The sequence below is a fragment of the Streptomyces sp. NPDC056373 genome, from assembly GCF_042262425.1.
Lineage (GTDB): Bacteria > Actinomycetota > Actinomycetes > Streptomycetales > Streptomycetaceae > Streptomyces.
On record NZ_JBHJPX010000004.1, the window covers coordinates 110,202 to 121,353 of the forward strand.

The window sequence follows — 11,152 nt, forward strand, 5'->3', positions numbered from 1 at the left end:
CAGTCGTCGCCTCCGTCAGCTGACGTACCGTCAGGAGGCAGGCATGCGGCTCGGTCTCACGCTCGGCTACTGGGGCCGCGGCCCCTCCCCCGGCCACGTCCCTCTCGCGCAGGAGGCCGAGCGGCTCGGCTACGACTCGGTCTGGACGGCTGAGTCCTGGGGCTCGGACGCGTTCACCCCGCTCACCTGGATCGCGGCGCACACCTCCCGCATCCGCCTCGGTACGGCGGTCGCGCAGATGGCGGCCCGGTCGCCCACCACGACCGCGATGCACGCCCTCACCCTGGACCATCTCTCCGGCGGCCGGATGCTGCTGGGCCTCGGCCTCTCCGGCCCGCAGGTGGTCGAGGGCTGGTACGGCCGCCCGTTCCCCGCCTCTCCCCTCGCCGCCACCCGCGAGTACGTCGACGTCCTGCGGCAGGTGCTGCGCCGCGAGGCCCCCGTCGAACTGGCGGGCCGCTTCCACTCCCACCCCTACCGGGGCCCGGACGCCACGGGCCTCGGCAAGCCCCTCAAGCCGATCACCCACCCGCTGCGCGCCGATCTGCCCGTCCTGCTGGGCGCGGAGGGCCCGAAGAACGTCGCCCAGACGACCCGGATCGCCGACGGCTGGCTGCCGCTGTACTGGGCGCCGACCCGGCCCGAGGTCTACGGCCCGGCCCTGGCCGAGCTGCCCGAGGGGTTCGTGGTGGCGCCGATGGCACAGGCCCGGGTCTGCGAGGACGTCGCCGAGGGCCTGTTGCCCGTCAAGGCGATGCTCGGCTTCTACATCGGCGGCATGGGGCACGCGGCTCGCAACTTCCACGCCGACCTGATGGCCCGCATGGGTTACGAGTCCGAGGCCCGCCGCATCCAGGAACTGTTCCTCTCCGGCCGCCGGGAGGAGGCCGTACTCGCGGTCCCCGACGCCTTCGCCGACGAGATCTCCCTGGTCGGTCCGCGCGAACGGATCGCCGAGCGGCTGGAGCTGTGGCGCAAGGGCCCGGTGACTGACCTCCTCGTGCTCAGCCCCGACCCGCACACGCTGCGGGTTCTCGCGGAGTTGAACTCCTGAGCGAATCCCCGGGTTTCATCCAGAGTTCAAGGGCAATCCGGAGACTATGTCCCCTCGATATCGCAACGGCGCGAGTCAAGCCGGCACGATCGTAGCGGTCGTGGCCGACATCATGGCCCTGATCCTGGGTCTCTGGATCCTGATGTATCTGCTGGACGCCAACCCCGGCAACTCGTTCGTCCAGTTCATCCACGACGCGGCCCGTTGGCTCGCCGGCTGGTCGCACGACCTGTTCACGTTCGACGAGGCGTGGGCCCGGGTGGTCTGCGGCTACGGTCTGGCGGCGGTGGTGTACCTGTTCGTGGGCCACGCGATCGCCAACCGGGCCCGCCACTGACAACGCCCGGAGGGGCTCGCCCTGAAGGGGCGCGGGGAACTGCGCGACAAGCCACCCACCACCCGCGCCCGCACTACAGGCGAGCCCCCCGAGCTCCTAGGCGCAGCAGTCCGACTCCAGCCCCATAGGCAACTCCCCACCGAACACCTGGCACGTAGCCTCGTGCCCACCCAACGCGGCCACGGCCAGCAGCAACGACCCGGCGGTCCACGTCGTCAACTCCCGAGGCCAGATCGCCTGGTCGTCGAACACGTACCCGGTCCAGTACAGCCCGCTGTCCTCGTCCCGCAGGTGCTGGATCGACTGCAGGATCTCCAGCGCCCGGTCGGACTCCCCCATCGCCCACAACGCGAGGGCGAGTTCGGCCGACTCGCCCCCCGTCACCCACGGGTTGGGAACCACACAGCGCACCCCGAGCCCGGGGACGACGAACCGGTCCCAGTCCTCCTCGATGCGGGCCTTGGCCTGCGCGCCGGTCAGCGCACCGCCGAGCACCGGGTAGTACCAGTCCATCGAGTACCGGTTCTTGTCGAGGAACCGCTCGGGGTGGTGCCGTATGGCGTGCCGCAGCGCACCCGCCGCCAACTCCCAGTCCGGTTGTGCCTCTTCCCGCTGCTCGGCGATGGCCAGGGCACAGCGCAGCGCGTGGTGGATGGAGGAGCTGCCGGTCAGCAGGGCGTCCGTCGTCTCCGTACCGTCGTCGTCGCGGCGCCAGCCGATCTGCCCGCCGGGCTGCTGGAGGCGCAGCACGAACTCCACCGCCGCGTACACCGCCGGCCACATCCGGTCCAGGAACGCGTCGTCGCCGGTGGAGAGGTGGTGGTGCCAGACGCCGACGGCTATGTAGGCGACGAAGTTGGTCTCCCGGCCCCGGTCGGTGACCGCGTCGGCCTCGCCGTCGGTGTAGGCGGCGTACCAGGAGCCGTCCTCGTTCTGGTGCCGGGCCAGCCAGAGGTAGGCCCGCTCGGCGGCCTCGTGCTCGCCGGCCGTGTCGAGGGCCATGGCCGCCTCGACGTGGTCCCACGGATCGAGGTGGTGCCCCCGGAACCAGGGGATCGCCCCGTCCTCGCGCTGCACGGCGAGGATGCCGGCGACGGTCGCGGCGGCCTGCCCTGCGGTGAGGACCCCGGGCAGGACCAGATGTTCCGTCCGGGGAGTGGTCACGTGGCGTCCGCCCCGGTGTCGGCCAGACGCGGCAGGTGCGGCTTGGTCGCGTACGCCACGAAGCTCTTGCCGATCAGCGGGTTCAGCGCCTGCTCGGCGACCCGGGTGGCCAGCGGCTTCTTCATGATGTCCCAGACCAGCAGCTTGTGGTACGCCCGCACCGGCAGCGCCTTGTCGTTGTCGACGCCGAACGCGCACTTGAGCCACCAGTAGGGCGAGTGCAGGGCGTGGGCGTGGTGCGTGCCGTAGGGCTCCAGGCCGGCCCCGCGGATCTTCTCCAGCAGTTCGTCCGCCTTGTAGATGCGGATGTGGCCGCCCTCGACCTCGTGGTAGGCGTCGGAGAGGCTCCAGCAGACCTTCTCGGGGCCGTAGCGCGGGACGGTGACGGCGATGCGCCCGCCGGGCTTGAGCACCCGCACCATCTCGGCGAGGACGCCCTTGTCGTCCGGGATGTGCTCCATGACCTCGGAGATGATGACGACGTCGAAGGACTCGTCGGGGAAGGGCAGCGCGAGGGCGTCGCCCTCCATCGCGGTGGCCGTGGCGCCCTCGGGGGCCTCGCCGGCCTCCTTCATCGCCGCGAACCACTTCGCGACCTCGCGGATCTCCTCGGCGTTCTGGTCCAGCGCCACTACCTGCGCACCGCGCCGGTAACACTCGAAGGCGTGCCGCCCGGCCCCGCAGCCGAGGTCCAGGACCCGGTCCCCCGGGGCGAGCGGGAACCGGGAGAAGTCGACGGTCAGCACGTGGCCCTGCTTTCGGAGTTGACGCCTTCTGCATCTGCCGGAGCTGCGGAGACAGCACCTGCGGTGACTGCGGGAGCTGTGGGTACAGCACCTGTCGTGGGGGCTGAACGGCCGGGTTCCCGCCGCGCGTCGGCGGCCCCGGCCCGGTCGATGGCCTCGCGGTAGCGGGCCACCGTGCCCTCCGCGGCCCTGGCCCAGGTGAAGTGCCGGAGCACGCGCTCGCGTCCGGCCGTGCCGAGGCGGGCGCGCAGGTCCGCGTCGGACAGCAGGCGGCCCAGGCCGGCGGCCAGGGCGTCCGCGTCGCCGGGCGGTACCGCCAGGCACGTCTCCCCGTCGCGGCCCGCGACCTCGGGTATGGCGCCGCCGGTCGTGGCGAGCAGGGGCGTGCCCGTCGCCATGGCCTCGGCGGCCGGGAGCGAGAAGCCCTCGTAGAGCGACGGCACGCAGGCGACCTGGGCCGAGCGCACGAGGTCGACGAGTTCCGCGTCGGAGATGCCCTTGACGAACTCGACGGCACCGGCGAGGCCGTACTGCTCCATCGCCCGGGCGACCGGTCCTTCGGTGGGGCGCTTGCCGACGACGACGAGATGGGCGCCGGGCTGCTCGGTCCGCACCTTGGCGAGCGCCTCGACGAGGTGCACCAGGCCCTTCAGCGACACGTCCGCGCTGGACGTCGTCACGATCCGGCCCGGTACGACCGGCACCGACGGATCCGGCGAGAAAAGGTCGGTGTCGGCGCCGATGTGGACCACGTGGATGCGGTCCCGCCGGACCCCGAGATGGTCGATGATCTCCTGCTGCGACGTGCCGGACACGGTGAGCACGGACGGCAGCCGGCGAGCGACGCGCTTCTGCATGCGCGTGAAGGCGTACCAGCGCCGCACCGAGGCGCGCCGCTTCCAGCCGTCCGCCGCGTCCAGCTCCAACCGCCGGTCGACGGTGATGGGGTGGTGGATGGTCGTCACCAGGGGCGCGCCGACATCGCCCAGCAGGCCGTAGCCGAGGGTCTGGTTGTCGTGCACGACGTCGAACCGGCCGCGGTGGGCGCGCAGGTGGCGGCGGGCGCGCAGCGAGAACGTCAGCGGTTCCGGGAAGCCGCCGGTCCACATGGTCGCGACTTCCAGCGCGTCGATCCAGTCGCGGTACTCGCCGCGCCCGGGCGTGCGGAAAGGATCCGGCTGCCGGTACAGGTCGAGGCTGGGCAGCTCGGTGAGGCTCAGCCCCTCGTGGCCCTCGTCGAGGACGGGGTACGGCTGGGAACCGATGACCTCGACCCGGTGGCCGAGGCGGGCCAGTTCGCGTGAGAGGTGCCGGACATAGACGCCCTGGCCGCCACAGAACGGGTTCCCTTTATAGGTGAGGAGCGCGATGTCGAGCGGTCGCAAGCCGTCGGCAGCGGGGGCCTGAGGAGCCCCGGCCTCCCTGGCCTCAGCGGTCACTCCGGGCCCCCTTCTCCCTGCACTGTCCCGCGAGATTACGCCGGGACGCTAATCTAGAACAAGTTTCAGACTTGATCGTCCGGAGGCTCTGAATCTACCGGCAGGTAAGGGTGCTGTGAGCAGTGGATCAGGTGATTCACGCCACGGACGGCACCGTGCCATGCTGTGTGATCACCCGTCCTCACGGACGGTCACGGAACGGGACCGACCCATGCCCGCGGAAGCCAAGGTGAGCGCCAAGGTGAACAAGCCGGCCAAGGTGGAAGCCAGAGCGGCAGCCCCCGTCTCCCCGCCCCTCACGGAGCGGCAGGAGGCCCGCCGCCGCCGCATCCTGCACGCGAGTGCGCAGCTGGCCAGCCGGGGCGGCTTCGACGCCGTGCAGATGCGGGAGGTCGCGGAGTCCTCCCAGGTGGCGCTCGGCACGCTGTACCGCTACTTCCCGTCCAAGATCCACCTGCTGGTCGCCACGATGCACGACCAGTTGGAGCACATGCACGGCACGCTGCGCAAAAAGCCGCCGCAGGGCGAGAAGGCGGCCGAGCGGGTCGCGGAGACGCTGATGCGGGCCTTCCGGGCGTTGCAGCGCGAGCCGCATCTGGCCGATGCGATGGTCCGGGCGCTGACCTTCGCCGACCGCAGCGTGAGCCCGGAGGTGGACCAGGTCTCCCGCCAGACGACGGCGATCATCCTGGACGCGATGGGTCTGGAGAACCCGACCCCCGAGCAGCTGTCGGCGGTCCGCGTCATCGAGCACACCTGGCACTCGGCGCTCATCACGTGGCTGTCGGGCCGCGCCTCCATCGCCCAGGTGAAGATCGACATCGAGACGGTGTGCCGCCTGATCGACCTGACGGCGCCGACCGCCCCGTAGCACCCGCCGCGCGACGAGAACCGCCCGCCTCCCCCTGGGACCCCGGGCGCGGCGAGGACCCGGGACCCCGGGCGCGTCGCCGACCGCCGTGGACCCGGCGCCGGGCGCGCAAAGGACCTACGAGACGGGTTCCCTTCGCCGGTATGGTCCGGATCAGGTGATGGGGGTCGCCTTCCGGTCGCCCGGCCTTTCGGCCCTGCGCCCTTCCGGCCTCTCAGCCCTACCGTCGCAGTCGGCACCAGCGGAAGCTCGACTTCACTTCCCGCCGACGTCGGCTACTCCGGTCGGACTCCCTCACTCGCCTCGTAGGCCGACTTCCAGGATAGAACGCCCTAAAGGGAATGAAACCCCTGTATTCATGATTTTTTCGGGCGTCACTCCTCCGGCGGGAACACCGCCTCCCCGCTGTCCCTCAGCGTGATCACGATCGCCTCCGCCGGACAGCACTCCGCCGCCTCCAGCACCCGCTCGTTCGCGTCCATGTCCGGGGCGGCCGGACGGGACTGGCGGGCGGCGTCCAGACGGAAGCCGTCCGGCGCGTGGTGGAGGCACTGCGCGGAGCCGATGCACAGGGAGCGGTCGACCTCGACGTGCCAGCGGTCGCCCATCGCTACGCCTGCGCCGGGAGGTGGATCATCTTGTGCTCCAGGTACTCGCCGTACCCCTCGGGCCCGAACTCCCGCCCCAGGCCCGAGTTCTTGTAGCCACCGAAGGGCCCCAGCATGTCCAGGCTGAAGGTGTTGACGGAGTACGTGCCCGTGCGGACCTGCCGGGCGATGTCGATGCCGTGCTCGACGTCCGCCGTCCAGACGCTGCCGCTCAGCCCGTAGTCGGAGTCGTTGGCGATCTTCACGGCGTCGGACTCGTCGTCGTAGGGCAGCAGGCAGATGACCGGGCCGAAGATCTCCTCGCGGGCGATGCGCATGGAGTTGTCGACGTCGCCGAAGAGGGTCGGTTCGACGTACCAGCCGCGCTCCAGGCCGGCCGGGCGTCCGCCGCCGGTGAGGATCTTGGCGCCCTCCTCCTGTCCGATGCGGATGTAGTCGAGGTTGCGCTGCTGCTGCCGCCGGGCCACCAGCGGACCCACCTGGGTGGCCGGGTCCAGCGGGTCGCCGACCGTCAGGGCGCCGGCCGCGGCGGCCAGGGCGTCGGCGAACTCGTCGTAGCGGGAGCGCGGCAGGAGGATGCGGGTCTGGGCGACGCAGGCCTGGCCGTTGTTCATCCAGGCCGCGGGGGCGATGCCCGCCACGGCCGTCTCGACGTCCGCGTCGGGCAGGACGACGGCGGCCGACTTGCCGCCCAGTTCGAGCGTCACGCGGGTGAGGTTGCGGGCGGCGACCTCCATGACGCGCTTGCCGGCCGCGACCGACCCGGTGAAGGACACCTTGTCGATGCCGGGGTGCCCGACCAGGTACTCGCTGACGTCCCGGTCGGCGGGCAGGATCGACAGCACGCCCTCCGGCAGCCCGGCCTCGCGGGCGATCTCGCCGAGCAGGTAGGCGTCGAGCGGGGACTCGGGCGAGGGCTTGAGGACGACCGCGCAGCCGGTGAGCAGCGCGGGGGCGAGTTTGGCGGCGGCGACGAACTGCGGGACGTTCCACGGGACCACGGCGGCCACGACCCCCACGGGCTCGCGCCGCACGAGGATCTTGCCGAGCACCCCGTCGCGCCGCTCCTCGTGGGTGAAGTTCCGGGCGACGGTGATCGCCGAGTCCCAGACCATCACCGCGCCGAGGGCCTGGGCGAGGACGCTCCAGGAGTAGGGAGAGCCGTTCTGGGCGGAGATCAGGCGGGCGATCTCGTCGTGCCGGACGGTGATGGCGTCCTTGATCCGGCCCACCACCTCGATGCGCTCGTCGAGGCTCATGCGCGGCCAGGGCCCCTCGTCGAACGCCCGCCGTGCCGCCGCCACGGCCCGGTCCACATCCGCCGTCGAGGCGTGCGGGACGCGTCCGATGACCTCCTCGGTGTGCGGCGAGACCACCTCGATGACGTCCTGGCCCAGGGGGTCGGTCAACTCCCCGCCGATGAACAGCTGTCCGTGTTCCACGAGCTCGGTCATGGCCGACTGCCTCCCCGGGAGCGTTCTCTGACGGTTCATCAGGTACGCCCACTGATACCAGCCCGGCCACGAGGAGTCCACGGACCGCGCACCACGGGGAGACTCCTCGCTGGAACCCGTTCTAGTTATAGTGGCGGGAGCCGGCGACGGGGGACCCAATGACGCAGGTGACCGACCACGGTGGAGGCGTCCGGTCGCTCCGGGTCCCGATCCCGGACAACCCGCTCGGCCACACGCTGGTCTACGTCGTCGACACCGACCGCGGCCCGGTGCTGATCGACACCGGCTGGGACGACCCGGACTCCTGGGACACCCTCGTGCAGGGCCTCACGGCCTGCGGCACCTCGGTCGCCGAGATCCACGGCGTGGTCGTCACCCACCACCACCCCGACCACCACGGCCTGTCCGGCCGGGTCCGTCAGGCGTCGGGCGCCTGGATCGCGATGCACGCGGCGGACACCGCGGTCGTCCGGCGGACCAGGCAGGCCCGGCCCGAGCACTGGTACACGTACATGGCGGCCAAACTCGCCGCGGCCGGTGCGCCCGAGGAACACCTCGCACCCCTGCGCCGGGCCCGGCCCCGTCCCCTGCCCGGCTTCTCCCCCGCCCTGCCCGACCGCGACATCGTCCCCGGCGAACTCCTCGCCCTCCCCGGCCGCCGGCTGCGCGCGATCTGGACCCCGGGGCACACGCCCGGCCACGTCTGCCTCCACCTCGAAGAGGCCCACCCCGCGCAACTCCCGGGCCACGGCCGCCTGTTCTCCGGCGACCACCTGCTGCCCGGAATCACCCCGCACATCGGCCTCTACGAGGACCCGGAGGACACCACCGTCACCGACCCCCTGGGCGACTACCTCGACTCCCTGGAGCGCGTCGGCCGGCTGACCCCCGCCGAGATCCTCCCGGCCCACCAGCACCCCTTCCCGGACGCCACCGCCCGCGTCGGCGCGCTGCTCGCCCACCACGAGTCCCGCCTGACCGACCTGCTGACCCTGCTCGCCGAGCCCCTCACCCCCTGGCAGCTCGCCGAGCGCATGGAGTGGAACCGCCCCTGGGCCGAGATCCCGTACGGCTCCCGCACCATCGCCGTCTCGGAGGCCGAGGCGCACCTGCGGCGGCTGGTGAAGCTGGGGCGGGCGGAGGCGGTGCCCGGGGGTGAGCCGGTGGCGTACGTGGCGGTGTAGGCCGGCGCCGGCACTCGGACGAGCAGCTTTCCCGGAGGCGATGTGGTCGGCATGCGGCGAAGCCACCCCGCCCCCGGCTCCCCGGCTTTCCAGCTCCCCAGCTCCCCAGCTCCCCAGCTCCCCAGCTCCCCGCGGCCCGATTCCTACGTGCGGGTACAGTAAGCGGGTCGTCATCACACCGTACGGGGGGAAGCCGGTGCAATTCCGGCGCTGACTTCGCAACCGTGACCGCCGCACCGGCGGGAGCCGGATCGCTTCGTACGGTTCGTGACCGGCTCGCGTGCCCGGCAGCCCGCCGGTGCGCGGCACCGTCGAGGTATACGGAGCCGAGCCGCCCGGGGGTGTCCCGCGCTGCCCGGCTCCCCCACAGGGAGAGGCACCCGCCGATCATGAACGTCCGCCGCAGCGCCGCGGTCCTGGCCGCCGTCGCCGTGATCGGCGCCGCCACCCCGGCCGCCGCCGCCCCGTCCCCGTCGCCTTCCCAGGCGTTCCCCTCCGCCCTGTACGGCGACAGCGACCCGAAGTACGACGGGGTCTGGCGGCAGTCCCTCGCGCTGCTCGCGCAGGACACGGTGGGGGTGGAGCCGGCGGCGAAGTCCGTGCAGTGGCTGGCGCGTCAGCAGTGCGCGGACGGCTCCTTCGCCTCGTACCGTCCCGACCCGACCACCGCGTGCGACGCCAGGACCATGCGGGACACCAACGCCACGTCCGCCGCCGTCCAGGCCCTCACCGCGCTCGGCGGGCACGACGACGTCACCGGCAAGGCCGTCGGCTGGCTGAAGTCCGTCCAGAACAAGGACGGCGGCTGGGGCTACTCGGCCGGCGGCCCCAGCGACACCAACTCGACGTCGGTCGTCATAGGCGCGCTCGCCGCCGCGGGCGAGAAGCCCGGCCGGGTCGAGAAGGACGGCAAGTCGCCCTACGACGCGCTGCTGAAGCTCGCCCTGCCGTGCGGCGGGGACGACGGCGGCGCCTTCGCGTTCCAGCCGGACAAGAAGGGTGAGCTCGCCGCCAACGCGGACGCCACGGCGGCCGGTGTGCTGGGCGCGCTGGGCCAGGGCATGGTCGTCAAGCCCGGCGAGAAGTCGGGCGAGACGGCCGGTGAGAAGTCAGACGAGAAGTCCGGCGCGGGCTGTGCGAAGGCCGGGACGCCGGAGCAGGCCGCGGCCAACGGGGCCGCCTACCTCACCACCGCCCTCGCCGAGGACGACGGGCATCTCATGTCCGCCCTGGCCGGTGCCGAGCCCCAGCCCGACCACAGCAACACCGCCGACGCGGTCGTCGCGCTCGCCGCGCTGGGTGAGACCGCGCAGGCCGGGAAGTCGGTGCGGTGGCTGGAGAAGAACTCCGCGTCCTGGGCCGCCCGGAGCGGTCCGGCCGCCTACGCCCAGCTCATCCTCGCCGCCCACGCGACGGGCACGGACCCGCGCGACTTCGGCGGCGCGGACCTCGTGAAGCAGCTGGGGGCCACGGGCCCGGCCCCGCAGACCGCCGAGAAGAGCGCCGAGAAGAGGAATGCCTCGGACGAGAAGGAGGAGTCCGGCTCGGACTTCTTCGGCGTCTGGTGGTACGTCGGTGTCTGCCTGGTCGCCGGCATCGGCATCGGCTTCCTGTTCACCGGCCGCAAGAAGCAGCAGCAGCTGTGATCCGCCGGGCCCTTCTCCTGCTCCTGGTCCCGCTCCTGCTGTGCGCGGGCGCGGGCCAGGCCCAGGCCGCCGGTTACCGGTACTGGTCGTTCTGGGAGCGCGACGCCGGCCACTGGGTCTACGCCACGCAGGGCCCGTCCCTGGCCCGCCCCTCGGACGGTGACGTCCAGGGTTTCCGCTTCGCGGTGAGCGAGGACTCCGCGGACGCGGCCCGGCCGCGCGGCAAGGCCGACTTCGCGACGATCTGCGCGAAGACGCCCGCGCGGGACGGCAGCAAGCGGGTGGCCCTTCTCCTCGACTTCGGCACACCCTCGGACGCCCCCGAGGGCGAGACCCCGCCCGCCGCCCGCACCGCCTGCGCCCGGGTCTCCCCCGACGCGACGACCGCCGAGGCCCTGGCGGCAGTCGCCAAGCCGCTGCGCTACGACACCAACGCCCTGCTGTGCGCGATCTCGGGCTATCCGGAGCAGGGCTGCGGCGAACAGGTCGAGCAGAGCCGGAAGGGGAAACAGAAGCCGGCGGCGGAGAAGAGGAACCCGTCGGACGGCGGCCCGTCCCTCGGCCTGATCGCGGGCATCGCCGTAGTGGCGATCCTGGGCGGCGCGGCGATCTGGCAGGTACGACGGCGTGGGTAACCGTCCCGTCCAGC

11 protein-coding genes and 1 riboswitch are annotated in these 11,152 nt (G+C 72.3%); of the genes, 6 read left to right on the forward strand and 5 right to left on the reverse strand.

The genetic code is table 11. The features are described 5' to 3' along the window. Positions 1 to 43 precede the first annotated feature (43 nt). Positions 44 to 1,054, forward strand: a complete 1,011-nt coding sequence (locus ACFCXS_RS09640; protein WP_376642569.1) for an LLM class F420-dependent oxidoreductase — start codon at positions 44 to 46, stop codon at positions 1,052 to 1,054. A gap of 46 nt (positions 1,055 to 1,100) precedes the next feature. Continuing rightward, the gene (locus tag ACFCXS_RS09645) at positions 1,101 to 1,391 is read left to right on the forward strand and encodes a hypothetical protein (RefSeq protein WP_376642571.1); all 291 of its coding nucleotides are present in this window, start codon (positions 1,101 to 1,103) and stop codon (positions 1,389 to 1,391) included. Between the two features lie 96 nt (positions 1,392 to 1,487). On the opposite strand, the gene ACFCXS_RS09650 is transcribed toward ACFCXS_RS09645, so the two are convergent. From ACFCXS_RS09650 to ACFCXS_RS09660, 3 genes are read right to left on the reverse strand one after another with little or no spacing between them, the layout of a single operon-like run. Further along, entirely contained in the window at positions 1,488 to 2,555 is a 1,068-nt protein-coding gene (locus ACFCXS_RS09650; RefSeq protein ID WP_376642573.1) for a prenyltransferase, read from the reverse strand. Next, positions 2,552 to 3,301, reverse strand: a complete 750-nt coding sequence (locus ACFCXS_RS09655; RefSeq protein ID WP_376642575.1) for a class I SAM-dependent methyltransferase — start codon at positions 3,299 to 3,301, stop codon at positions 2,552 to 2,554. Before ACFCXS_RS09655 ends, ACFCXS_RS09650 begins: the two co-directional genes overlap by 4 nt. Then, the gene (locus tag ACFCXS_RS09660; protein WP_376642577.1) at positions 3,295 to 4,740 is read right to left on the reverse strand and encodes a glycosyltransferase family 4 protein; all 1,446 of its coding nucleotides are present in this window, start codon (positions 4,738 to 4,740) and stop codon (positions 3,295 to 3,297) included. The genes ACFCXS_RS09655 and ACFCXS_RS09660 overlap by 7 nt, the downstream gene beginning before the upstream one ends. Before the next feature lie 211 nt (positions 4,741 to 4,951). On the opposite strand from ACFCXS_RS09660, the gene ACFCXS_RS09665 reads away from it, so the two are divergent. After that, complete coding sequence (locus ACFCXS_RS09665) at positions 4,952 to 5,611, forward strand: TetR family transcriptional regulator (protein ID WP_376642579.1); 660 nt, start codon at positions 4,952 to 4,954, stop codon at positions 5,609 to 5,611. Between the two features lie 374 nt (positions 5,612 to 5,985). Here ACFCXS_RS09665 and ACFCXS_RS09670 read toward each other — a convergent pair whose 3' ends face one another. Next, positions 5,986 to 6,219, reverse strand: a complete 234-nt coding sequence (locus tag ACFCXS_RS09670) for a ferredoxin (protein WP_344457593.1) — start codon at positions 6,217 to 6,219, stop codon at positions 5,986 to 5,988. A gap of 2 nt (positions 6,220 to 6,221) precedes the next feature. Continuing rightward, positions 6,222 to 7,673, reverse strand: coding sequence for an aldehyde dehydrogenase (locus ACFCXS_RS09675; protein WP_376642580.1), 1,452 nt, complete (start codon positions 7,671 to 7,673; stop codon positions 6,222 to 6,224). A gap of 158 nt (positions 7,674 to 7,831) precedes the next feature. On the opposite strand from ACFCXS_RS09675, the gene ACFCXS_RS09680 reads away from it, so the two are divergent. The 3 genes from ACFCXS_RS09680 to ACFCXS_RS09690 all read left to right on the forward strand — a co-directional run bounded on the left by ACFCXS_RS09680 (position 7,832) and on the right by ACFCXS_RS09690 (position 11,138). Further along, on the forward strand, positions 7,832 to 8,857 hold the full coding sequence (locus ACFCXS_RS09680) for an MBL fold metallo-hydrolase (protein ID WP_376642582.1): 1,026 nt from the start codon (positions 7,832 to 7,834) through the stop codon (positions 8,855 to 8,857). A gap of 187 nt (positions 8,858 to 9,044) precedes the next feature. Next, a riboswitch (cobalamin riboswitch) is annotated at positions 9,045 to 9,110 on the forward strand. A gap of 136 nt (positions 9,111 to 9,246) precedes the next feature. Beyond that, on the forward strand, positions 9,247 to 10,503 hold the full coding sequence (locus ACFCXS_RS09685) for a prenyltransferase/squalene oxidase repeat-containing protein (protein WP_376642584.1): 1,257 nt from the start codon (positions 9,247 to 9,249) through the stop codon (positions 10,501 to 10,503). Further along, complete coding sequence (locus ACFCXS_RS09690; RefSeq protein ID WP_376642586.1) at positions 10,500 to 11,138, forward strand: SCO2322 family protein; 639 nt, start codon at positions 10,500 to 10,502, stop codon at positions 11,136 to 11,138. Before ACFCXS_RS09685 ends, ACFCXS_RS09690 begins: the two co-directional genes overlap by 4 nt. The last annotated feature ends 14 nt before the right edge of the window (positions 11,139 to 11,152 follow it).

Coding starts and splice junctions, on each gene's coding strand:
- ACFCXS_RS09670 (WP_344457593.1), bottom strand. CDS start 6,219: ATGGGCGACCGCTGGCACGTCGAGGTCGACCGCTCCCTGTGCATCGGC.
- ACFCXS_RS09645 (WP_376642571.1), top strand. CDS start 1,101: ATGTCCCCTCGATATCGCAACGGCGCGAGTCAAGCCGGCACGATCGTA.
- ACFCXS_RS09685 (WP_376642584.1), top strand. CDS start 9,247: ATGAACGTCCGCCGCAGCGCCGCGGTCCTGGCCGCCGTCGCCGTGATC.
- ACFCXS_RS09680 (WP_376642582.1), top strand. CDS start 7,832: ATGACGCAGGTGACCGACCACGGTGGAGGCGTCCGGTCGCTCCGGGTC.
- ACFCXS_RS09675 (WP_376642580.1), bottom strand. CDS start 7,673: ATGACCGAGCTCGTGGAACACGGACAGCTGTTCATCGGCGGGGAGTTG.
- ACFCXS_RS09640 (WP_376642569.1), top strand. CDS start 44: ATGCGGCTCGGTCTCACGCTCGGCTACTGGGGCCGCGGCCCCTCCCCC.
- ACFCXS_RS09665 (WP_376642579.1), top strand. CDS start 4,952: ATGCCCGCGGAAGCCAAGGTGAGCGCCAAGGTGAACAAGCCGGCCAAG.